This is a genomic window from Micromonospora lupini, from assembly GCF_026342015.1.
Lineage (GTDB): Bacteria > Actinomycetota > Actinomycetes > Mycobacteriales > Micromonosporaceae > Micromonospora > Micromonospora lupini_B.
Window position 1 is genome coordinate 407,173 of record NZ_JAPENL010000002.1, and the last position, 21,329, is coordinate 428,501.

Consider the following 21,329-nt stretch of genomic DNA (forward strand, 5'->3'; position numbering starts at 1 on the left):
ACGGCTGATCAGGCACGTGAAGGTAGCCATGCATGCGCCGACGAGCCGGACAGGGCTGCCCGTCACTGTCCCTGTACGCGGTAGCGGAGGTGTACGACGCCGTTTCGGAATCGGCGCTCATCGAGGAGCTCGAGGTTGGCGCGGATGCCTGTCGGCAACCCTGGCTTTCCGCCGCCGACGACGACGGGCAGGATGAGAAGCTGGCATTCGTCGACCAGCCCGGCCGCGAAAGCCTGCGCGGCGAGGTTGGCACCTCCCACGGTGAGATCACTGTCGGCCGTGGCCTTCAGCTCGCGTACCGCGGCGGGGTCGAATTGGCGTTCGATTCGGGTGTCGGCAGTCGACACCGCGGTGAGGGTCGTGGAATACACGACTTTGCCCGCCGCCTGCCAGGCGTTCGCGAAGTCGGCAGTGAGGTCGGACTGCGCTGCCAGAGCGGCATCGGTCTCCCAGAGGGCCATCGCCTCGTACAGGCGTCGCCCGTAGAGAAGCGTGCCCGCGGACCGCAGGAGGTCGGTGTGGAACGCGAACACCTCGTCGCCGATGGGGAACCAGTCGAAAGCGCCGCGCTCGTCCTCCATGTAGCCGTCGAGCGACACGTTGTTCACGTAGATCAGCTTTGCCATACCGCTACCTCTCGATGATCAGTGGCGACAGCGTGGACATTCGTCAGTGTGGCGTCCAGCTTGGTGAACGCTTGGCGCCAACCCTCCGCGCTGGGGTGCGCCAGATGTTCGGGGAGCCACTGGCGGATCTCCAGTCGCGTCCGTCCGTCAGCCTCGTCGTGGAACTCGACCCGGAGTCTCGTCTCGAACGGCTCGATGCCCTCCGGCAGCCGGCCACTGACGTGCATGATGCCGTCGAGCAGTTCGCCGTCGGCGACGTCGGTGAGGTCGACGTGGATGCGCACGCGAAGGCCGGGGTTGGAGGCGTTGACCTCGGTCCACCGTTGGAAGCCGCCGGGGCGCACGTCGAACTCGATCTCGTCACGCGGCAGCGAGTTGCCGATCGGGCCCCACCACGCCGCCAGGTGGTCGGGATCGGTGAAGGCCCGATAGACGAGGTCCCGTGGCGCGTCGAACACACGCGAGATGACGAGCTGCGGTGTTCCGGTGGTCATTCGGGCTCCCCGGGGTCGTCGGCAGTCCGGTCCGTTGCCGGCCCGGCGGCCTGCACCGCGGCGAGGTGGGCGTCGAGGCGGGTCAGCGACGCGTCCCAGAGCCGCCGGTAGCGCGCGATCCAGTCGGCGGCCTCGCGCAGCGGGGCGGATTCGAGGTGACTCGCGCGCCACTTGCCCGACCGCGACCGCGAGATGAGCGCGGCGCTCTCGAGCACTTTCAGGTGCCGCGACACCGCCGGCATCGAGATCGACAGAGGAGCGGTGAGCTCGGTGACCGTGGCGTCGCGTTCGGCCAACTCGGCGATGATCGCCCGTCGAGTTGGGTCGGAAAGCGCCGAGAACACCGCGCTGAGCTGATCGGTACCAGCCACCGAAGCTCCCTTCACTTAACCAACTCGTTAAGTGTATTGAGACGCGAACGATGTTGTCAACGAACGGGCCGACGCGGTCCCGACGAAAACAGAAGGGTCCCCTCCCGACGACGCTGTCGGGAGGGGACCCTTGGTTTCTGCGGTGCGAGCTACGACGTGACGTACGCGTTCACGAACGACGGATAGCCGAAGACGCTGGAGATGAAGACCCCGCCCGCCTTGGACCCGTGCACGTGGTAGGCCACATCCACGAAGAGCGGCACCACAGGCGCGTGCTCCTTCATGATCCGCTCGTCGAGCTTGGCCCACTCCAGGCCCTGGTCGGCGGCGGGCATGGCCTGGATGCGGTCCATCTCGGCGTTGATCGTCGGGTCGTTGAAGTAGGACTGGTTGCTGTTGCCCTCGGGCTTGATGGTCCGGCCGTCGTAGAGCACCGGCAGAATCGAAGCCCCGCTCGGCCAGTCCGCCGCCCAGTTACCGATGTAGAGGTCCCAGGGGTTGTTCTTCTTCTTGACCTCGTCGAGCTTGGCGTCGTCCGAGATGTTCCGCAGCGTGATCTTGAAGCCGGCCCGCTCCAGGTTGGCCTTGAGCTGAGCACCCTGCTGCTGCTCGGTCGAGTTGTCGGCGACACCGAGGACCAGCTCCGGCGTCTTGCCACCGAGCAGCTCCTTGGCCTTGTCGACGTTGCCGTTGGCGCCCGCCGGGTACGCGTCGTACGCCTTGTAGCCGATCGTGGCCGGCGGCATCAACGTGGTCAGCGGCGCGGCGACGGTCTGCCCGCCCATCGCCTTGATGAGGCCCTCGCGGTCGATGGCGTAGTTGAGCGCCTGCCGCACCTTCAGGTCGGTGACCCGCTGGTTGTTGATGACGAGCTGGTTGGCGCTCGGGGTCGGCGAGAGGATGGTGCGGGACTTGAGCGCGGCGTCCCCGGCCACCTTGGCGACAAGCGAGGCGGGCACGCTGTTGAAGGCGAGCGCGCTCTGGTCGGCGCCGTTGTCGGCGATCACCCGGTTGCTGGCGGCGTCCGCGGTCGGGCCGAAGCTCCACACGAACTGGTCCGGGTACTGGTGCCGGACCGGGTCGGTCTTCGGGTCCCAGTTGGGGTTGCGGTCAAGCGTGATCTGCACGCCGACCTGGTTCTTGGCGACCTTGTACGGGCCGGACGAGAACGGCTGCTTGTCCAGGTCGACGCCTGTGTCCTTGTCGGCGATCAGCGGCGCGGTGGTCGGCAGCGAGGCCGCGAACGGCAGGTCGCAGCGGGGCTTGGCGAACTCGAAGCGCAGCGTCTTGGCGTCCGGCGTGCTCAGGCCGGGCGGCAGGGACGTCTTGTTCTTCTTGAAGTCCCACTTGGTGTCGAACTGCGGGGTGTCGGCCAGCCACTCCTGGATGTAGGTCGGGCCGCCGGCGAGGTCGGGGTCGAAGGAGCGGGCGATGCCGTACGCGATCTCCTTGGAGGTGATCGGCCGGCCGTCCTCGAACTTCACCCCGTCCTTGACTGTGAATTCCCAGACCTTGCAGTCGTTGTTGACGTTCTTGCCAGGCGTCTCGGCCAGGTCGCCGACGAGAACCAGGCCGCCCTTGCCGTCGTCCTTCCAGGTGGTCAGGTAGCGGGCGAAGAGCGGGTTGGTCATCAGGCCCGCGAACGAGTACGTGCGCTGCGGGTCCAGGTGGGAGATCGGCGACTCCCGGATGATGGTGAAGATGCCGCCCTTCGCGGCGCCGCTCACCTCGGCCGCCGGCCCCTGCGAGTCCTTCGGGTCGGTCGCGATGACCCCGGTCTGCTGCCGTTCGGTGTCCACAGTGGTGCCCTCGCCCGTGTTCTTCGAGCACGCACCCAATGCCACCACCAGAGCGATCGCGCCGCCTGCGGCAGCCACCACGCGTGGTCTCATGAATACCCCCTTCACCCATGTGCCGTGCGGTTTCGCCGGGGCGAGAACCGCCGACGTCCCGAGGATCGTAAGGAAGAAAACCTACGAGTTGTGTAACAGTTGTCGATAAATTTCGCCACCGGTCGGCGTGGCGGACACCAGGCGGCTCAGCGCAGCCGCACCCGCGGGTCGATGGCCGCGTAGAGCAGGTCCACCAGGACGTTCGCCAACACCACGAAGACGGCCGCGATCAGCACTGTGGCCATGATGGTCGGCAGGTCACCCGAGCGCACCGCGTCCACCGCGGTACGCCCCAGCCCCTGGATGCCGAACGTCGTCTCGGTGATCACCGTGCCGCCCAGCGCCCCGCCCACGTCCAGGCCGGCGATGGTCACCACCGGGGTGATCGCCGCGCGCAGCGCGTGCCGCCCGTACACCGTGGGTTTGGCCAGGCCCTTCGCCCGCGCGGTCCGGACGAAGTCCTCCGACAGCGTCTCCAGCATCTGCGCCCGCGACAGCCGGGCGTAGATGGCCGAGAACAGGAAGGCCAGCGCCACCCAGGCGAGCACCAGCCCGCTTGCCCACTTCGCCGGATTGTCGAAGATCGAGGTGTAGCTGGGTACCGGCAGCCACCGCAGGTTGTAGACGAACACCAGCAGCAGCACCGCGCCCACGAAGTAGAGCTGCAACGACGCGCCGGTCAGCGAGAAGCCGATGGCCAGGCGGTCCAGCCAGGTGCCCCGGCGCAGCGCCGAGACCATGCCCAGCCCCACGCCGAGCAGCAGCCAGAGGATCGCCGCCGGGATCACGATGCTCAGCGTCACCGGCAGCACCCGGCCGATGGTGTCCGAGACCGCCTCGTTGGAGACGTACGACCAGCCCAGGCAGGGCGCGTCACACCTGCCGCCCTGCGCGCTGCCCAGGTCCCGGCCGGTGACGATGCCCTTCATGTAACCGGCGTACTGGCTGATCAGCGGGTCGTTGAGGCCCAGGTCGTCGCGGACGCGCTCCAGGCGCTCCGGGTTGCAGTTCTTCGAGCAGATGCTGGTGACCGGGTCGCGCGGCAGGGCGAAGAACATCAGGAAGGTCAGCACGCTCACCGCGAACAGGGTCAGCGTCGCGGAGAACAGCCGCTTGATCAGGAACCGGATCATGAGTCCACCCCTACCGGGACGACTTCGGGTCGAGCGCGTCCCGCAACGCGTCGCCGAAGAGGTTGAAGGCGAACACCAGCGCGAAGATCGTGATGCCCGGGAAGAACACGTACGCCGGGTCGGTCTGGAGGAAGTCCAGACTGCGGTAGATCATCCGGCCGAAGCTCGGCGTCTCGTCGCTGAGGCCGACGCCGATGAACGACAGCGCTGCCTCGCTGGTGATGAACTGCGGCACCGCGAGCGAGAACGAGACCAGGATCGGCGCCCAGATGTTCGGCAGCAGTTGCCGGAAGATGATGTGCCCCAACCCGGCGCCGCTGGCCTTGGCCGCCTCCACGAACTCCCGTTCGCGCAGCGCGATCACCTGCCCGCGGACCAGCCTCGCCGTGCTGGTCCAGCCGAAGATCGCGAACACGGCGATCAGCACACCCACCCCGAAGGCGGACGACACCTGCCCCCGCTCGCCGTAGAAGCGCAGCGTGATGGTGGGAGTGAGCGCCAGCGCGATGATGAGGAACGGCATGGCAAGCGTCAGGTCGGTGATCCAGTTGATCACCGCGTCGAGCCAACCGCCGAGGTAGCCGGCGAGCGCGCCGAGCACGATGCCGATCGTGGCGGTGATCAGCGCGGCGGCGAACGCGATGAACAGCGACGTCCGCAGGCCGTAGATCAGCCGGATGAAGATGTCCCGGCCCAACCCCGGCTCCAGGCCGAACCAGTGCTCCCCGGTGACACCCCCGACGTACCCCAGCGGCATGCCGAAGCCGTCCAGCAGATTCTGGAACTGCTCGCGCGGCCCGATCCCGTAGACCATCTCGATCAGCGGAGCGGACAACCCCAACAGCAGAAAGAACACCAGGAGTACGCCGCTGACCACGGCCGTGCGGTCACGACGCAGCCGCAGCCAGGCGAGCTGACCTGGCGAACGGCCGACGATGCCCTTCGCCGTGGTCGCGATCGCGTCCGGATCGGACTCGATCTCGGCCAGCGCCACACCCTCCACCGGGGACAGGCTCACGACGACACCTCCTCGGTAATCGGAGCAGCCGACCCCGCGACCTCCGGACTCGTGCTGGCTGCTTCCCCTTCGGGGCTCGTGCTGGCCGATTCCCTTTCCGGGAAGTGACATGCGGTGGCCTGGTTTCCGCCGTCGCGCGGGACCAGTGCCGGCTCCTCGGTGGCGCAGATGTCCTGCGCCTTCCAGCACCGGGTGCGGAACCGGCAGCCCGACGGCGGGTCCAGCGGGGTGGGCACGTCACCGGTCAGCCGGATCCGGCCCGCCGGGCCGAGCTGCGTGACGTCCGGGATCGCCGAGAGCAGAGCCCGGGTGTACGGATGCTGCGGGCGCTCGTAGATGTCGGCCCGGTCGCCGATCTCCACGATCCGCCCCAGGTACATGACCGCTACCCGTTGGCAGAAGTGCCTGACCACGGCCAGGTCGTGCGCGATGAACACGAACGCCAGACCAAGCTCCCGTTGCAGGTCGCGCAGCAGGTTGACGACCTGCGCCTGGATCGAGACGTCCAGCGCCGACACCGGCTCGTCCGCGACGATCAGCTTCGGCCGCAGGGCCAGCGCGCGGGCGATGCCGATGCGCTGACGCTGACCGCCGGAGAACTCGTGCGGGTACCTGTTGTAGTGCTCCGGGTTCAGCCCGACCAGCTCCAACAGCTCCTGCACCCGCGCCTTGATCCCGCCCGGCGGTTTGCTGCCGTTGACCTGCAACGGCATCGCCACGATCCGACCCACTGTGTGCCGGGGGTTCAACGACGCGTACGGGTCCTGGAAGATGATCTGCAGTTCCTGCCGCAGCGGGCGCAGCTCTCGACGCCCGGCGTGGGTGATGTCCCGCCCGTCGAACTCGATGCTGCCGGCCGTCGGCTCCAACAGCCGCACCAGCATCCGGCCGGTGGTGGTCTTGCCGCAGCCGGACTCCCCCACCAGGCCGAGCGTCTCGCCGGGGCGCACGTCGAAGTCGAGGCCGTCGACCGCCCGCACCAGGCCGGCGCCGCGCAGCCCCTGGCGGACCGGGAAGTGCTTGGTCAGTCCGCGTACGCGCAGCAGTGGTTCGTCGGTCATCGGGCCACCCCCACGGATGCCACGTTCGCGGCGTAGATCGAGGCGCGTTCCTCGGCGCTCAGGTGGCACGCCACCAAGTGGCCGTCCGCCCCGGCCGCGCGCAGCTCGGGCACCTCGGTGCGGGACAGGTCGCCGACGCGGTCGTCGTAGCGGCAGCGCGGGTGGAAGGCGCAGCCGGTCGGCAGGTTGATCAGGCTGGGCGGGTTGCCGGGAATGGGCACCAGGTCCGCGTCCGCGTCGCCGTGCAGCGACGGCACGCTGGAGAGCAACCCCCAGGTGTACGGATGCTGAGGCGAGCGGAGCACCTGCTCGACGCTGCCGTGCTCGACGGCCCGCCCGCCGTACATCACCAGCACCTCGTCGGCGACCTGGCCGACGACACCGAGGTCGTGGGTGATCAGGATGATCGCGGAGTGGAACTCGGCCTGGAGGTCGGCGAGCAGGTCCAGGATCTGCGCCTGCACGGTGACGTCCAACGCGGTGGTCGGCTCGTCGGCGATCAGCAGCGCGGGGTCGTTGACCAGGGACATCGCGATCATCGCCCGTTGGCGCATCCCGCCGGAGAACTCGTGCGGGTACTGGTCGAAGCGGCGGGCCGGCTGCGGGATGCCGACCCGGTCCAGCATGTCCACCGCCCGCTGGCGGGCCTCGCGCCGACCGGCCTTCGGGTGGTGCACCCGGTACGCCTCGGCGATCTGCCGACCGACGCTGTAGTAAGGGTGCAACGCGGACAGCGGGTCCTGGAAGATCATGGCCATGTCCCGGCCGCGCAGCCGGCGAACCTCCTCGTCGGGCAGGCCGACAAGCTGCCGCCCGCCGACGGAGATCTCCCCGGTGATGGTGGCCCGCTTGGGGTCGTGCAGCCCGAGGATGGCAAGTGAGGTGACGCTCTTGCCGGAGCCGGACTCGCCCACGATGCCAAGAGTGCGGCCCCGCTCAACGGCGAACGACACCCCGTCGACCGCGCGCACCACGCCGTCCGAGGTGTCGAACCGGACCCGCAGGTCGCGCACCCGCAGGTAGGCATCCGAACTGTCCACGGCCGCCTCCCTCAGTGACGAAGAGAACTTACATCAAACTTTCGAGGGTGAAAATAAGCTACAAAGCCGGCGCGTGTCAGCGGGACCGAGCGTAACGAGTCGGCATCGGCCCCGCACCCCCGTCACCTCGCCGTCCACACGCGCCCCACGCCCCGCGCCCCGCGCCCCGCGCCCCGCGCCCCGCGCCCCGCGCCCCGCGCCCCGCGCCCCGCGCCAAGATCTACTCAACTTCCCCGAAGTTGCTGCCTCCGGCGCGCGGGAGACAGCAACATCCCCGATCTTGCGCGGATCTCGACGGCGCACACCACCCCCGAGAGTGGCCACGAAGCGTCGAGAGACCACTACACATACGATCGAGCGCGATCTTGGTGGCTCGACCTTGGCGATCACCGCGCCCAGAGCGGGCCTTTCATTTCGTGCTCGCACCTCGGGTGCGACCTCAGCGACTCAGCGCCAGCTGCAATGGACGCGTGACTACCGCTGGCGTTCCCAGCCATCCACTGCCGTGGACCGAGTCGGAGTACCTCGCCCTCGGTGAGACGGCCCAGCGCATCGGGATCTGCTGGTGCTGACCGAGCCGGTGAAGGCCACGATCCGGCCGGAGGACCTCGTCCCCTGACGAGTGTCGGTCGGCTGGCCTAGGGTCGGTCCATGACCGAGTTCGACGCGGCCGCCGCCGCCGTCCAGGCCGCCCTCGACGCGGGAGCGCGGTACGCCGACGCGCGGGTGATGCACCGCCGCTACGAGTCGATGACCGCACGCAACGGCGACGTGGAGGAGCTGACCCAGGACGAGAGCATCGGGCTGGGCGTTCGGGCGCTTGTCGGCGCGAGTTGGGGCTTCCACGCCGTACCCGATCTGTCGGACGCCGCAGCCCGCGACGCCGGCCGGCGGGCGACGCGGACGGCCATGGCGAGCGCGCGGGTGCCGGGCCCCCCGGTCGACCTGGTCGCGGTCGAGGCGGTGACGGCGAGTTGGGCCTCCGGCTGCCAGATCGACCCGCTCGGGGTGCCCCTGTCGGACAAGGGCGACCTGCTGGTCGGCGCGACCCGCACGATGGCCGAGCACGGCGCGGATCTGGCCGAGGGCCTCTACCAGATCTGGGACACCGCGAAGTGGTTCGTGTCCAGCGAGGGTCACCGCATCGACCAGCGGATCCGCGAGTGCGGCGGCGGCATCTCGGCCACCTCGATCGGTGACGGCGAGACGCAGCGGCGGTCCTGGCCGAGCTACCGGGGGCAGTACGGCACCACCGGCTGGGAGTTGGTCGAGTCGTTGGACCTGGCCGCGCACGCCGCGCAGATCGCCGAGGAGTCCCGGGCGCTGCTCACCGCGCCGCAGTGCCCGGCTGGCGAGACGGATCTGATCCTCGGCGGTGAACAGCTCGCTCTGCAGATCCACGAGTCGGTCGGGCACGCCATCGAGTTGGACCGGATCCTCGGCTGGGAGGCGGCGTTCGCCGGCACGTCCTGGCTGGACCTGGCCCAGCTCGGCTCGCTGCGCTACGGCTCCGAGCTGATGAACATCACGATCGACCCGACGATCCCGGGGGCGCTGGGCAGCTTCGGCTTCGACGACGAGGGCTCCCCCGCGGTCAAGCGGGACGCGGTGCGCGACGGTCGTTGGGTGGGCGTGCTCGCCGGCCGGGACTCGGCCGCGATGGCCGGCCTGGACTACGGCGGCAGCGTACGGGCCGACGGGTGGGCTCGGCTGCCGATGGTCCGGATGACGAACGTGGGCCTGGAACCCGGCCCGCACACCCTGGACGAGATCATCGCGGCCACCGACGACGGCGTCCTGATGGACCTCAACAGGTCCTGGTCGATCGACGACAAGCGGCTCAACTTCCAGTTCGGCTGCGAGGTCGGCTGGGAGATCAAGAAGGGGCGGCGTGGGCGGATGCTGCGCAATCCCACGTACACGGGAATCGGCCCGCTCTTCTGGCGCTCGATGGACATGCTCTCCGGCGAGACCGTGCCCTGGGGGACGCCCAACTGCGGGAAGGGCCAGCCGGGCCAGATCGGGCACACCGGCCACCCGGCCGCGCCGGCCCGCTTCCGCAACGTCCGGGTCGGGGTGTCAGCGTGAGCGCGAGGAGTGAGCCGGGTTTGCGAGCCCCGCAGTCGCGAACGAAAGGTGGCTCGGCATGAGCGCGAGGAACGAGTTGGAGCTGGCCGGGCAGGTCGTCGAGCTGGTCCGGCGTCTTGGCGGGCCGGCCGCACAGGCCGAGGCGGTGGTGACCCGGGCCGACCTGGCCTTGACGAGGTTCGCCAACTCGGCGATCCATCAGAACGTCGCCGAATCCACAGTCGGCGTCCGGTTGCGGGTGCACATCGACGGGCGGACCGCCGCCGGCAGCGGCAGTGTGGTCACCACCGACGGGTTGCGCGCGCTTGTCGAGCGCACCCTGGTGGCGGCGCGGCTCTGCCCGCCCGACCCGGGCTGGCCGGGGCTGGCCCCGCCCACGCCCGCGCCGGCCGCCCCGCCCGTCGACGAGGCCACCGCCCACGCCGAGCCGGACCAGCGGGCCGACCGGGTCGGGGCGTTCGTGGCCGCCGCCGGGGGCCTCACCACCGCGGGATACTGCCGTACCGCGCACCGCTCGTCGGCGTTCGTCAACTCGGCCGGGCAGACCGCGTACGGCCGCTCGGCGGAGGCGGCGATGGACGGCATCGCGCGGCGCGACGGCGCGGACGGGGTGGCCCGACGCTGCGTCGACCGGCTGTCCGACCTCGACGGCGCCGAGTTGGGCGCGCACGCCGCCGCGAAGGCGCAGGCGGCAGCCGACCCGGTCGAGCTGCCGCCCGGGCGCTACGAGGTGGTGTTCGAGCCGGCAGCAGTAGCGGACCTTCTACAGAACCTCTCCTGGTACGGCTTCAACGGCAAGCGGTACGCGGAGCGGCAGTCCTTCGCCGAGCCGGGCGCCGCCCAGTTCGACCGACAGGTGACCCTGGTGGACGATCCGCTTGGCGCGTCGGGTCTGCCGTTCGACGCCGAGGGCACCGGCCGGCGGGCGCTGACAGTGGTCGAGGCGGGCACCACCCGTGCGGTCGCGCACGACAGGCGGACCGCCGCCGAGGCGGGCGCGGAGTCCACCGGGCACGCGATCGCGGGCGGCGCCACCTGGGGCCCGATGGCCCGCAACCTGCGGCTCTCTCCCGCCGTGGCGGGCCCGGCCAGCGCGGTGGGCCGGAGCACCACGGGCGCGGCGGCCGGTGCGGTGGTCGACGCGGACACCTCAGCGCTTGTCGCCGACGTGCGGCGCGGGCTGCTCGTCACCGACCTGTGGTACACGCGGGTGCTCGACCCGAAGAGCCTCGTCGTCACCGGGTTGACCCGCAACGGGGTGTGGCTGATCGAGGACGGCACTGTCGTCCGGGCGGTCCGCGACCTGCGGTTCACCGAGTCGTACCCGCGGGCGCTCGGGCCGGGCGCGGTGCTCGGGCTGGGCTCGCGGGCGGTGCGTCAACCGGACCGGGTGGACGGCGCCTGGTGGGCGGCGCCGTCGGTGCGGCTCGCGTCCTGGCACTTCACCGGCGGCGCCTCCGGCTGACGACCTCGACGACGGGCGGCAAACCGGCGCGTCGAGGGCTTTTCCGCAGGCCAGACACACGGGACACTCCCTTGCGGGGACGGCCCGCAGAGATCGGCGTAACGTGTGTCACTTAGCTGCGTCGGTCGATCCGGCGTGGTCGTTGGTGTGCGCATGACGTGGCAGCGGGTGCGGGTTCGCCGGTCCGCGTGCCGACCGGAGAGAGACCAGCCCGCCCGTACGGGCCCGTCGAGGAGACGACTCGAATGACTTCAACGGCAACGAGGCCGCGAGGAGCGCGGGCGCGCGCCGCCATCGCGGCGAAGACGTTGCGTACCGACCGCTGGTGGTTCGCCCCGCTGATCACCGTGATCGGGCTCAGCGCCTGGGTGGCGTACGCGACGGTCCGGGTCTTCATGCACAAGTGGTACTGGGTGGACCAGTTCCACTACCTGACCCCGTTCTACTCGCCGTGCGTGACCGACAGGTGCGTCGAGGAAGCCTCACACTTCGGCCGGTTCCTGCCCGGCTGGTGGATCATCCCGGATGCGGCGCTGACCCTGCCGTTCCTGCTGCTGTTCCGGCTCACCTGCTACTACTACCGCAAGGCGTACTACAGGTCGTTCTGGCTGTCGCCGCCGGCCTGCGCCGTCCCGGACGGCCACAAGGAGTACGGCGGTGAGACCCGTTTCCCGCTGCTCGGCCAGAACCTGCACCGCTACTTCTTCTACGCCGCCGCGATCATCTCGCTGATCAACACATGGGACGCGGTTCTCGCCTTCCACTCGCCGAAGGGTTTCGGCTTCGGGTTGGGCAACCTCGTCCTGCTGCTCAACGTGGTGATGCTCTGGGCGTACACCATCTCCTGCCACTCCTGCCGGCACATCATCGGCGGGCGGCTCAAGCACTTCTCCAAGCACCCGGTGCGCTACCGGGCCTGGACCTTCGTCTCGGCGTTGAACGTCCGGCACATGCAGCTCGCCTGGATCACCCTCGGCACCCTCGCGCTCACCGACTTCTACGTCATGGCGCTCTCGGCCGGCTGGTTCAACGACCTGCGGTTCATCAACTAAAGGGCCCCTGACATGACCACTACCACTCGCATCGAACGACACCACTACGACGTCGTCGTCATCGGGGCCGGCGGCGCCGGCCTGCGCGCGGCCATCGAGGCCCGGCTCGCCGGCAAGAAGACCGCGATCATCTCCAAGTCGCTGTTCGGCAAGGCGCACACGGTGATGGCCGAGGGCGGCGCGGCCGCCGCGATGGGCAACGTGAACAGCCGGGACAACTGGCAGGTGCACTTCCGCGACACCATGCGCGGCGGCAAGTTCCTCAACAACTTCCGGATGGCCGAGCTGCACGCGAAGGAGTCGCCGCAGCGGATCTGGGAGCTGGAGACGTACGGCGCGCTCTTCGACCGTACGAAGGACGGCAAGATCTCCCAGCGCAACTTCGGCGGGCACGAGTACCCGCGGCTGGCGCACGTGGGCGACCGGACCGGCCTGGAGCTGATCCGCACCCTCCAGCAGAAGATCGTCTCGCTTCAGCAGGAGGACAAGCGCGAGTTCGGCTCGTACGACGCCCGGATCCGGGTGTTCTCCGAGACGACAATCACCGAGCTGCTGCTCGACGGCGACCGGGTCGCCGGCGCCTTCGGCTACTACCGCGAGTCCGGCGAGTTCATCCTCTTCGAGGCCCCGTCCGTGGTGCTGGCCACCGGCGGCGTCGGACGCTCCTACAAGGTCACGTCGAACTCCTGGGAGTACACCGGGGACGGGCACGCGTTGGCGCTGCGCGCCGGGGCGACGCTGATCAACATGGAGTTCCTCCAGTTCCACCCGACGGGCATGGTCTGGCCGCCCTCGGTGAAGGGCATCCTGGTCACCGAGTCGGTACGTGGTGACGGTGGAGTGTTGAAGAACTCCGAGGGCAAGCGGTTCATGTTCGACTACGTCCCCGACGTCTTCCGCAAGCAGTACGCGGAGACCGAGGAGGAGGCGGACCGCTGGTACACCGACCCGGACAACAACAGGCGTCCACCGGAGCTGCTGCCCCGCGACGAGGTGGCCCGCGCGATCAACAGTGAGGTCAAGGCCGGCCGGGGCTCCCCCGCCGGTGGCGTCTTCCTGGACATCGCGAGCCGGCGTTCGGCCGAGGAGATCCGCCGCCGACTGCCCTCGATGTACCACCAGTTCAAGGAGCTGGCCGACGTCGACATCACGGCCGAGCCGATGGAGGTCGGGCCGACCTGTCACTACGTGATGGGTGGCGTCGAGGTGGACCCGGATTCGGGCGCCGCCTTCGGCCACGTCCGGGGGCTGTTCGCCGCCGGTGAGGTCTCCGGCGGCATGCACGGCTCCAACCGGCTGGGCGGTAACTCCCTGTCCGACCTGCTGGTCTTCGGCAAGCGCGCGGGTGGGCACGCGGCCAGCTACGCCGACGGGCTCTCCGCCCGGCCGAAGGTGGCAGTGGACGCGGTCGAGGCTGCCGTGGAGACCGCTCTGGCGCCGCTGCAACGGGACACCGGCGAGAGCCCGTACACCCTCCAGCAGGACCTCCAGGTGGTCATGGGTGACCTGGTCGGCATCATCAGGCGCGAGGGTGAGCTGGCCGACGCGCTGGTGCGACTGGCTGAGCTGCGCGAGCGGGTCGCCAAGGTGAGCGCCGCCGGCGGCCGGCGCTACAACCCGGGCTGGCATCTGGCCCTGGACCTGCGCAACATGCTCGTGGTCTCGGAGTGCACCGCGAAGGCGGCGCTGGAGCGGCAGGAGTCGCGCGGCGGGCACACCCGGGAGGACTATCCGGCGATGGAGCCGAAGTGGCGGCAGGTCAACCTGGTCTGCTCGCTTGACGGCGACAGCGTACGGCTGACCCGTAAGCCGCTGCCGAAGATGCGGCCGGAGCTGATCGGCCTCTTCGACCGGGCCGAGCTGGCCAAGTACCTCACCGACGAGGAGCTCACCGACTTCGACGCTCTCGTCGCCGACGCTGGAGAGGCGGACAACCGATGAGCGCGAAGCGTCAGTTCCGGATCTGGCGGGGCGACGAGACCGGCGGCGACCTGCAGGACTACATGGTCGAGGTGAACGAGGGCGAGGTCGTCCTCGACATCATCCACCGCCTGCAGGCCACCGACGCGCCCGACCTGGCCTGCCGGTGGAACTGCAAGGCCGGCAAGTGCGGCTCCTGCTCGATGGAGATCAACGGCAAGCCGCGGCTGGGCTGCATGACCCGGATGTCGACCTTCGGTGACGAGGAGACCGTCACGGTCACGCCGCTGCGGACGTTCCCGATCATCCGGGACCTGGTCACCGACGTCTCGTTCAACTACGAGAAGGCGCGGGAGACCCCGGCGTTCGCCCCTCCGGCGGACGTCGCCCCGGGCGACTACCGAATGCAGCAGGTCGACGTCGAGCGCTCGCAGGAGTTCCGCAAGTGCATCGAGTGCTTCCTGTGCCAGAACGTCTGCCACGTGATCCGCGACCACGAGGAGAACAAGCAGGCGTTCTCCGGCCCGCGGTACTTCATCCGGGCGGCCGAGCTGGACATGCACCCGCTGGACGCCCGGCCCGACCGCAAGGAGTACGCGCAGGCCGAACAGGGCCTCGGTTTCTGCAACATCACCAAGTGCTGCACCGAGGTCTGCCCCGAGCACATCAAGATCACCGACAACGGGATCATCCCCATGAAGGAACGCGTCGTCGACCGCAGGTACGATCCCCTTGTGTGGCTTGGTAGCAAGATCTTCCGTCGGGGCGAGACGCCCCAGACCAGCGTGACCACCGCCCGCCAGGGCTCGGCGAGCCTGCCGGGCACGAGCCGGGGTGGGGTGCACTCGCACGCGGGTGGCTCGCACGACCCGCAGGCCGAGGCGCAGGCGCAGAGCGGCGTCAACTGGCACCGGGAGGTGCCCCACCCGACCGCGCCGGCGGTCGACGACCGGGGCCGGCTGCCGCTGACGGAGCTGACCTTCGATCGGGCCGCAGCGCCGTCGCCGTTCGGCGACGACGTGACCTTCCCGATGCCTCCGGAGCACCTCAACTTCGCGCACCCGGACCAGGACGAAAAGCACTGACCCCACCTGCACGAACGGGGGCCCCGGCTAACGCCGGGGCCCCCGCCTGGTTGATCATGAAGTTATTGCCCTGCCGACCGGCGTGTCGCGGCAATAACTTCATGATCAACGGGTTCAGCGGAGGTGCGGGCGGAGGGCTGCCACGATCGGGGCGTCGGCGGGGAGCCAGGTGACCTCGTTCAGCTCGTCGGCTGCCAGCCAGCGCAGCGCCTGGTGCTCCAGCGCCTGCGGCTCGTCGTCGTGCAGGAGGCGGGCCGCGTACACCTTGAGCACCGAGCGGCCGTGAGCCATCCGGACGTTGCGGCCGACCCGGTCGCCGATCTCCACGCGTACGGCCAACTCCTCGGCGCACTCCCGGACCAGCGCCTCGGTCTCCCCCTCCCCCGGCTCGACCTTTCCGCCGGGAAACTCCCACATGCCGGCCACCTCTGGCGGGGCGGAACGCGCGCACGCGAGCACCCGTCCGTCCCGGATGATCGCCGCTCCCACGATCACCTTCAGGTCCCGTCGTTCGGCCTGCCCGCCACCATTAGCCCGTTCGGTCTGCACGGGCGTCCAGGGTGCCAGATCAATCGGCGGTTTGGGTACCGACGCCGTCCGCTAGGCCAATAGAACACGGAAGTGTGGGCGTGGACACCTCTATCGAGCGACGACAGACTAGGAGGCACCGACAAGACACGGGATGGCGACGATTTGGCCACAAGCCGGCAACGGCGCTTGGGGGGTGCGGTGATGCGCGTGCTGTTCAACAGCCGAGCCAAGCACGACTACCTGTCCGACGCGTTGACCTTGCTAAGCGGTTGGACGCGGGAAGGTGAACAGATCCGGCGGACGCTGGTGATCGACGATACCCAACACGCGGCGCTTACTGAACGGGTCAAGGTCGTCGCCGACGCTCTGCACCTGCGTCCCGAGATCAGTCGCCGGTCAGACAGCACCCAGATCCGGGTCGGGCACGGCAACGACGAGCCACTGACCGAGGGCGAGGTCCTGCTGGCCGCCCGCATCGAGGACGCGTACCGCGCGGTCACCGAATCCTGACGACCGCCTCCGAGTCCGACACGGCGTCCTGCGGGTACCAGCGCAGCTCGACCGAGTTGCCGTCCGGGTCCCGCACGTAGATCGAGGTCGCCGAGCCACGGGCGCCGAACCGGCTGACCGGCCCGGTCAGCACCGTGAAGACCCCCGATTCGATCACCTGCGCCCAGTCCAGTGGTGCCACCACCAGGCAGAAGTGATCCACATTCGCGCCCTGCGGCTCACCTCGGACGAGGTCGATGATGCTGCCGGGGCTGATCCGCACCGACGGGAACGGGACGCTGCCCGCGCGCCACTCGTCGACCCGTACCGGCGCCAGCCCCAGCCGGCCGCAGTAGAAATCCAAGGACCGTTCCACGTCGGCGACGGTCAGCACCAGGTGGTCGAAACCGGTTACCCGCACCGCGCGCACGCCTCCTCCAGACTGGCCGCCGCGCGCAACCAGCCGCTGAACAGGGCCGGATCGATGTCGCCGACGTCGCGCAACTTCACCGCCGCCATCGCCCGCGCGCCCGGCGTCAGCCGCCCGGACGGGTCGGCGATCTCCTGCCCCCGCCACAGCCCGAAGGTGACGTACGACCCGTACGCCTTGACCAGGCAGACCTGGCGCTGGCCGGGCCGGTCGCCCAGGCCCCAGACCGGGTGGCCGTGCCACATCGCCCCGGTCGCCCCCGGCAGGGCCGCCGCGATGATCGGCGCCAGCTTCTCGCCGATCTCGCGCAGCGGGTCGGCCAGGCCGGCCAGGTAGTCGTCAATACTCACGTCAGAGCCTTTCGCTCGGTGTTGCCTGCCGCGTTCACGATCCCCGCACGAGGGAGGCCGACCAAGACCTGATGCCGCTACGATCGTTGCCCACAGGTCAACGATGGGAACGGTGTGCTGGAGCGGTACGAGGTCGAGACGTTCCTGACGCTCGCGGAGGAACTGCACTTCGGCCGGACCGCCGAGCGGCTGGCCCTCAGCACCGGCCGGGTCAGCCACATCGTGAAGAGGCTGGAACGCCGGATCGGCGCACCGCTGTTCACCCGCACCAGTAGGGTCGTCCGGCTCACCCCGATCGGCCGGCAGTTCGCCGAGGAGCTGGCTCCGCTGGTCGCCGGGATGGACGAGGCCGTCCGCCGCGCGACCGACGCCGCCCGGGGCGTGACCGGCACGCTCCGGGTGGCGTTCCTCGGCGAATGGACCGCGCCGGTGCTGCTCCGGGCGGTGGCCCTGTTCGGCGACCGACACCCCGACTGTCGGGTGGAGGTGCACGAGGCGCAGTTGTCCACCACCCGATCCGGGCTGCTCGACGGCTCGACTGACGTCTTGATCGCCTCGTACCCGTTCGACGGCATGGCCACCGGCCCGGCGCTGCTCTCCGAGGGTCGGGTGCTGGCGGTGGCGGCTGGTCACCCGCTCGCACGGGAGCGGTCGGTGTCGTTGGAGGTGCTCGCCGACCATCCGGTGGTGCAGTACCCGACCGTGACCTCGGCCGAGTTCAAGCACGACCGCACACCGGAGCGCACCTCTGCCGGCCGGCCGGTGCCGAAGGGTCCCGCCGGGAACACCTTCTCCGAGATGCTGTCCCTGGTCGCGCTGGGCCGGGGTGTCCTGCCGGTCGGCGAGCACACGCGGCGCTACTACCCGCGCCCTGACGTGGCGTACGTGCCCATCCACGATGCGCCATCGATCGAACGAGGGCCGGTCTGGTTACCCAGCAACACCACGACCCGGGTACGCGAGTTCGTCCGCGCCGCGACCGACGCGAACCCCCGATGAGACATGCCGTCCGCGCCGGCACGCTGGCACCGGTTTTCTAGCCTGGGTCGCATGGCGAACATCGCGTACGACCGCAAGGAGCAGGTCCAGCAGATCGAGAGCGGGCTGCTCGACGGGGAGCAGATCATTGCCGTCTACGACGCCGTCGGCACCGGCACCGGGTTCATCGGGTTGACCGACCGGCGCGTGATCATCCAGGACCGCTCCTTCGTCGGGAAGCGGCACGCGATCACCAGCATCCCGTACTCGAAGATCACCAGCGTGAGCGTGGTCAGCAACAAGTCGTGGGGCGGCACGTTCTTCTCCACAGGCTCGATCGCGATCCACGTCGGCACCCACACCTACGAGGTGGAGTTCCGCGGCGCGCAGAAGAGCCACCACGTACACAACGTGATCCTGCACCACATCTCCTGACCATCCCCGCGACCGTGGGCCCGGTGGGCGTAATTGCCTTGCCGGGCCCATGGCGTCTCTGATGTCCTCGGTCCACAGCCGCGCGGAAGGAGCAGCCGACATGCCGTACTCGACGAAGTCCCCCCGACCGAATGTCATCCGACCTGAGGAAACGAGGCTTCGTGAGCAGCACTGCTCCGACCATCGCGGCGCGGAAGTGCGCCGCTGACCCCCTGACCAACCCCGGAGGCCGCTGATGTCGGTCTTCGACGATCCCGGCCTCTTCGGCCGGCTGTGGGCCGCCGGCTACGACAGCCCGGGCAACCCCGACCCGGCGCCAGCGGTGGACTTCCTGGCCGATCTGGCCGACGGTGGGCCGGTTCTCGAACTGGCGATCGGCACCGGCCGGGTCGCGCTACCACTCGCCGAACGTGGTCTCGCCCTGCACGGCATCGAGGCGTCCGAGGAGATGGTGGCGCAGATGCGGGCCAAGCCCGGCGGCGACCAGATTCCCGTGGTCGTCGGCGACATGGCTGACGTACAGGTGGCGGGCCCGTTCCGCCTGGCGTACCTGGTCTTCAACACACTGTTCAACCTGGTGGACGCCGAGCGGCAGGCGGACTGTTTCCGCAACGTCGCCCGGGTGCTGTCGCCGGGCGGAGCGTTCGTCATCGAGACGTTCGTACCCGACCCGCGCAGCTTCGACGCCGATGAGCAGGTGCAGGTCCGCGAGGTGACCGAGGACTCCGCGACGATCCGACTGCACCGGTACGACCGGCCGGCGCAGCGGTTCATCCGGCAGACGATCACCTTCGACGGCGACGGTGTGCACCTGAAGCCGTTCGCCATGCGCTACGCCTGGCCGCACCAGATCGACGAGATGGCGCGGCAGGCGGGGCTCCGGCTCACCGAGCGGTACGCCGACTGGCACCGGCGGCCGTTCACCGCCGACAGCCCGTCCCACATCTCCGTCTACCGGGCGGAGTAGCAGCGGTTCGTCGACTCCGGTTCCGTGCGGGTGTGGTTGAACCCCCACCCGCACGGACCGGAGTCGATCGCCCTTGCGCTCTGGGCTGATTCTGCTGTTGGCAGTCTTCTCTGGTCGGGAGGACCCGCGCCGGGTCGACTGACGTCATGCCTCGTTTTCCGCGTACCTCGCCCTACTGGCCCGTCGTCAGTCATCCCCTGCTGCGGCGTGTGCTGCCCGGGTTGGCCGTGTCCGCCCTGGGCGACGGCATGGCGGTTGTCGCGGTGACCTGGCTGGCCATCCAGCTCGCGCCGCAGGGCCAGCGCGGCCTGTGGATCGCGGTCGCGGTGGCCGCGTACACCCTGCCCAGCGCGGCGGGAACTGTCATCTTCGGTCGGTTGCTGCGCGGGCGCGGTGGCGCTCAACTCGCCGGCTGGGACGCGATCCTGCGCGCCGCCGCGCTCGCGGCGATCCCGATCGCCCACCTCGCCGGGGTGCTCACCATCGGGCCGTACGTCGTCCTGCTCGCCGCCTCCGCGCTGCTGCACTCGTGGGGCTCGGCCGGGCGGTTCACCCTGATCGCCGAGTTGCTGCCCGAGCGCCACCACCTGCCGGCCAACGCGGTGCTGACCACCATCTCCGGGTTCGCGACCATCGTCGGCCCGCCGTTGGCGGGCATTCTGATCGGCTGGGCGGGCCCGGTCTGGGTCATCGCCGTCGACGCCGCGACGTTCGCCGTGCTCACGCTCACCTATCGCCTCGCGCTACCCGGCAGCCGGACAATTCATCGGTACGAGCGCGGCGCCTCGCGTACCGCAGGTTTGTCGGTCATCCGCCGCCAGCCCGCGCTGCTGGGCCTGCTGGTGTTGAGCCTCTGGTTCTTCTTCCTCTTCGGCCCGGTGTACGTCGCCATGCCGATCCACGTCACCGACGACCTGCACGCCTCCGCGACGCTGCTCGGCGTGTACTACACCGCCTTCGGCGTCGGCGGCCTCGTCGGCGGCGTGGCGGCCGGGCACCTTCGCCGCTGGCCGCTGCGCGCCACCACGATCGGCATCGTCATCGGGTTCGGCGTCGCCATGCTGCCCCTCGGCCTGGGCGCACCCGTGGGCCTGTCCCTGCCGGCGTTCGCAGTGGCGGGCCTGATCTGGGCACCGTACATGTCCACGTCGATGGCGTTGTTCCAGCGCAGCGCGTCCACTGAGCAGCTCCCCGCGGTGCTTGCCGCGAACGGCGCCGTCCTCGTGCTCGCGGTGCCGCTCGGGACGATGCTCGGCGGCCCGCTGGTCGGTGCCATGGGCGCACGCCCGACGCTGCTGTTCTGCGCCGTGGCGATCGTGAGCCTCGGCCTGGTCGCCGCGGGATTCGTGACGTTGCGGCGGAGCGCGCACGCCCCAACGGCCGCCGAGGTCAGTGCCCGTCGCTGATCTGGACGTCGTCCGGCGCCGGCCTGCCGCGCCCCGTCTCCACCAGTTGCTTGAGACTCATCAGGAAGATCGCCCACTTGGTGCTGCACTCGCGCATGAGGTCGGTCGGCTCGCGCCAACCCGCCTGCGTAAAATCAACAATCGTGTACGTCCCGCGCTGTTCGAAGCGCCACTCGACCTCGGTGCCGATCCACTCGTCGGGGCCACCGACGACCCGCCACCGCACCCGCCCAACCGGGTCCAGCTCAAGGATTTCCAGGTCGAACCCGCCGTCGGCACCGAACCGCACGGCCAACCGCCCGCCGACCTCGCTCTTGCCGGTCGTGTCGATCGACCACCAGCCCGCGACGCCCTCGGGAGTCGCCACCGCGCCGTAGACCTCGGCGAGCGGGGCGACGACGCCCACCTGATGCAGAATGTCCACCACTTGAGACTCCTTCTTCGCCTACGCCAACGTGCAACCTTTAGTTGCTTAACCGTATGCCGACCGCCTCACCG

At 69.7% G+C, this 21,329-nt stretch carries 22 protein-coding genes; 10 read left to right on the forward strand and 12 right to left on the reverse strand.

The window, feature by feature from the left end; translation table 11 throughout:
• Positions 1-62: 62 nt before the first annotated feature.
• From OOJ91_RS16705 to OOJ91_RS16740, 8 genes are all read right to left on the reverse strand, one after another.
• A complete protein-coding gene (locus OOJ91_RS16705; protein WP_266246007.1) occupies positions 63-626 on the reverse strand; it encodes a dihydrofolate reductase family protein in 564 nt (187 codons plus the stop codon).
• Positions 614-1,120, reverse strand: coding sequence for an SRPBCC family protein (locus OOJ91_RS16710; RefSeq protein WP_266246009.1), 507 nt, complete (start codon positions 1,118-1,120; stop codon positions 614-616). Before OOJ91_RS16710 ends, OOJ91_RS16705 begins: the two co-directional genes overlap by 13 nt.
• Positions 1,117-1,491 carry an ArsR/SmtB family transcription factor gene (locus tag OOJ91_RS16715; RefSeq protein WP_266246011.1) on the reverse strand — a complete coding sequence of 125 codons (375 nt, stop codon included), beginning with the start codon at positions 1,489-1,491 and terminating at the stop codon, positions 1,117-1,119. Before OOJ91_RS16715 ends, OOJ91_RS16710 begins: the two co-directional genes overlap by 4 nt.
• 149 nt (positions 1,492-1,640) lie before the next feature.
• Positions 1,641-3,383: an ABC transporter substrate-binding protein gene (locus tag OOJ91_RS16720; protein WP_266246012.1), complete on the reverse strand. Its 1,743-nt coding sequence runs from the start codon at positions 3,381-3,383 to the stop codon at positions 1,641-1,643.
• 146 nt (positions 3,384-3,529) lie between these two features.
• Positions 3,530-4,516 carry an ABC transporter permease gene (locus OOJ91_RS16725; RefSeq protein ID WP_266246013.1) on the reverse strand — a complete coding sequence of 329 codons (987 nt, stop codon included), beginning with the start codon at positions 4,514-4,516 and terminating at the stop codon, positions 3,530-3,532.
• Positions 4,517-4,526: 10 nt separating this feature from the next.
• A complete protein-coding gene (locus OOJ91_RS16730) occupies positions 4,527-5,534 on the reverse strand; it encodes an ABC transporter permease (protein WP_266246014.1) in 1,008 nt (335 codons plus the stop codon).
• Complete coding sequence (locus tag OOJ91_RS16735; RefSeq protein WP_266246016.1) at positions 5,531-6,595, reverse strand: ABC transporter ATP-binding protein; 1,065 nt, start codon at positions 6,593-6,595, stop codon at positions 5,531-5,533. The genes OOJ91_RS16730 and OOJ91_RS16735 overlap by 4 nt, the downstream gene beginning before the upstream one ends.
• Entirely contained in the window at positions 6,592-7,635 is a 1,044-nt protein-coding gene (locus OOJ91_RS16740) for an ABC transporter ATP-binding protein (protein ID WP_266246018.1), read from the reverse strand. The genes OOJ91_RS16735 and OOJ91_RS16740 overlap by 4 nt, the downstream gene beginning before the upstream one ends.
• A gap of 651 nt (positions 7,636-8,286) precedes the next feature.
• Here OOJ91_RS16740 and OOJ91_RS16745 point away from each other — a divergent pair.
• The 5 genes from OOJ91_RS16745 to OOJ91_RS16765 all read left to right on the forward strand — a co-directional run bounded on the left by OOJ91_RS16745 (position 8,287) and on the right by OOJ91_RS16765 (position 15,245).
• The gene (locus tag OOJ91_RS16745; protein ID WP_266246019.1) at positions 8,287-9,723 is read left to right on the forward strand and encodes a TldD/PmbA family protein; all 1,437 of its coding nucleotides are present in this window, start codon (positions 8,287-8,289) and stop codon (positions 9,721-9,723) included.
• 58 nt (positions 9,724-9,781) lie between these two features.
• Entirely contained in the window at positions 9,782-11,188 is a 1,407-nt protein-coding gene (locus OOJ91_RS16750) for a TldD/PmbA family protein (RefSeq protein ID WP_266246021.1), read from the forward strand.
• 245 nt (positions 11,189-11,433) lie between these two features.
• Positions 11,434-12,240 (forward strand): hypothetical protein, encoded by an 807-nt coding sequence (locus tag OOJ91_RS16755; RefSeq protein ID WP_266246023.1) that lies wholly within the window; start codon positions 11,434-11,436, stop codon positions 12,238-12,240.
• Positions 12,241-12,252: 12 nt separating this feature from the next.
• A complete protein-coding gene (locus OOJ91_RS16760; RefSeq protein WP_266246024.1) occupies positions 12,253-14,181 on the forward strand; it encodes a fumarate reductase/succinate dehydrogenase flavoprotein subunit in 1,929 nt (642 codons plus the stop codon).
• Positions 14,178-15,245, forward strand: coding sequence for a succinate dehydrogenase/fumarate reductase iron-sulfur subunit (locus tag OOJ91_RS16765; RefSeq protein ID WP_266246026.1), 1,068 nt, complete (start codon positions 14,178-14,180; stop codon positions 15,243-15,245). The genes OOJ91_RS16760 and OOJ91_RS16765 overlap by 4 nt, the downstream gene beginning before the upstream one ends.
• A 114-nt stretch (positions 15,246-15,359) precedes the next feature.
• On the opposite strand, the gene OOJ91_RS16770 is transcribed toward OOJ91_RS16765, so the two are convergent.
• Complete coding sequence (locus OOJ91_RS16770; protein ID WP_266246027.1) at positions 15,360-15,794, reverse strand: (deoxy)nucleoside triphosphate pyrophosphohydrolase; 435 nt, start codon at positions 15,792-15,794, stop codon at positions 15,360-15,362.
• Between the two features lie 183 nt (positions 15,795-15,977).
• Here OOJ91_RS16770 and OOJ91_RS16775 point away from each other — a divergent pair, with 183 nt between their 5' ends.
• Positions 15,978-16,286 (forward strand): 4a-hydroxytetrahydrobiopterin dehydratase, encoded by a 309-nt coding sequence (locus OOJ91_RS16775; protein WP_266246028.1) that lies wholly within the window; start codon positions 15,978-15,980, stop codon positions 16,284-16,286.
• On the opposite strand, the gene OOJ91_RS16780 is transcribed toward OOJ91_RS16775, so the two are convergent.
• Together OOJ91_RS16780 and OOJ91_RS16785 are read right to left on the reverse strand one after the other, a co-directional pair.
• Entirely contained in the window at positions 16,273-16,686 is a 414-nt protein-coding gene (locus tag OOJ91_RS16780; RefSeq protein WP_266246029.1) for a VOC family protein, read from the reverse strand. The genes OOJ91_RS16775 and OOJ91_RS16780 overlap by 14 nt on opposite strands.
• Positions 16,677-17,045 (reverse strand): DUF1801 domain-containing protein, encoded by a 369-nt coding sequence (locus OOJ91_RS16785; RefSeq protein WP_266246030.1) that lies wholly within the window; start codon positions 17,043-17,045, stop codon positions 16,677-16,679. The genes OOJ91_RS16780 and OOJ91_RS16785 overlap by 10 nt, the downstream gene beginning before the upstream one ends.
• A 114-nt stretch (positions 17,046-17,159) precedes the next feature.
• On the opposite strand from OOJ91_RS16785, the gene OOJ91_RS16790 reads away from it, so the two are divergent.
• From OOJ91_RS16790 to OOJ91_RS16805, 4 genes are all read left to right on the forward strand, one after another.
• The gene (locus tag OOJ91_RS16790) at positions 17,160-18,044 is read left to right on the forward strand and encodes a LysR family transcriptional regulator (protein WP_266246032.1); all 885 of its coding nucleotides are present in this window, start codon (positions 17,160-17,162) and stop codon (positions 18,042-18,044) included.
• A gap of 51 nt (positions 18,045-18,095) precedes the next feature.
• A complete protein-coding gene (locus tag OOJ91_RS16795) occupies positions 18,096-18,458 on the forward strand; it encodes a PH domain-containing protein (protein WP_266246033.1) in 363 nt (120 codons plus the stop codon).
• Between the two features lie 235 nt (positions 18,459-18,693).
• Entirely contained in the window at positions 18,694-19,425 is a 732-nt protein-coding gene (locus OOJ91_RS16800; RefSeq protein WP_266246034.1) for a class I SAM-dependent methyltransferase, read from the forward strand.
• A 146-nt stretch (positions 19,426-19,571) separates the two neighbouring features.
• Positions 19,572-20,831, forward strand: coding sequence for an MFS transporter (locus OOJ91_RS16805; RefSeq protein WP_266246035.1), 1,260 nt, complete (start codon positions 19,572-19,574; stop codon positions 20,829-20,831).
• Here the strand turns inward: OOJ91_RS16805 and OOJ91_RS16810 are convergent.
• A complete protein-coding gene (locus OOJ91_RS16810) occupies positions 20,815-21,255 on the reverse strand; it encodes an SRPBCC family protein (protein ID WP_266246037.1) in 441 nt (146 codons plus the stop codon). The two genes, OOJ91_RS16805 and OOJ91_RS16810, sit on opposite strands and share 17 nt — an antisense overlap.
• Positions 21,256-21,329 lie beyond the last annotated feature (74 nt).

Excerpts from the sequence above, each read along its gene's own strand:
- OOJ91_RS16755 (WP_266246023.1), top strand. The coding sequence starts at position 11,434 with ATGACTTCAACGGCAACGAGGCCGCGAGGAGCGCGGGCGCGCGCCGCC.
- OOJ91_RS16765 (WP_266246026.1), top strand. The coding sequence starts at position 14,178 with ATGAGCGCGAAGCGTCAGTTCCGGATCTGGCGGGGCGACGAGACCGGC.
- OOJ91_RS16710 (WP_266246009.1), bottom strand. The coding sequence starts at position 1,120 with ATGACCACCGGAACACCGCAGCTCGTCATCTCGCGTGTGTTCGACGCG.
- OOJ91_RS16735 (WP_266246016.1), bottom strand. The coding sequence starts at position 6,595 with ATGACCGACGAACCACTGCTGCGCGTACGCGGACTGACCAAGCACTTC.
- OOJ91_RS16775 (WP_266246028.1), top strand. The coding sequence starts at position 15,978 with ATGCGCGTGCTGTTCAACAGCCGAGCCAAGCACGACTACCTGTCCGAC.
- OOJ91_RS16745 (WP_266246019.1), top strand. The coding sequence starts at position 8,287 with ATGACCGAGTTCGACGCGGCCGCCGCCGCCGTCCAGGCCGCCCTCGAC.
- OOJ91_RS16760 (WP_266246024.1), top strand. The coding sequence starts at position 12,253 with ATGACCACTACCACTCGCATCGAACGACACCACTACGACGTCGTCGTC.
- OOJ91_RS16800 (WP_266246034.1), top strand. The coding sequence starts at position 18,694 with ATGTCGGTCTTCGACGATCCCGGCCTCTTCGGCCGGCTGTGGGCCGCC.
- OOJ91_RS16720 (WP_266246012.1), bottom strand. The coding sequence starts at position 3,383 with ATGAGACCACGCGTGGTGGCTGCCGCAGGCGGCGCGATCGCTCTGGTG.
- OOJ91_RS16805 (WP_266246035.1), top strand. The coding sequence starts at position 19,572 with ATGCCTCGTTTTCCGCGTACCTCGCCCTACTGGCCCGTCGTCAGTCAT.
- OOJ91_RS16725 (WP_266246013.1), bottom strand. The coding sequence starts at position 4,516 with ATGATCCGGTTCCTGATCAAGCGGCTGTTCTCCGCGACGCTGACCCTG.
- OOJ91_RS16705 (WP_266246007.1), bottom strand. The coding sequence starts at position 626 with ATGGCAAAGCTGATCTACGTGAACAACGTGTCGCTCGACGGCTACATG.
- OOJ91_RS16795 (WP_266246033.1), top strand. The coding sequence starts at position 18,096 with ATGGCGAACATCGCGTACGACCGCAAGGAGCAGGTCCAGCAGATCGAG.
- OOJ91_RS16750 (WP_266246021.1), top strand. The coding sequence starts at position 9,782 with ATGAGCGCGAGGAACGAGTTGGAGCTGGCCGGGCAGGTCGTCGAGCTG.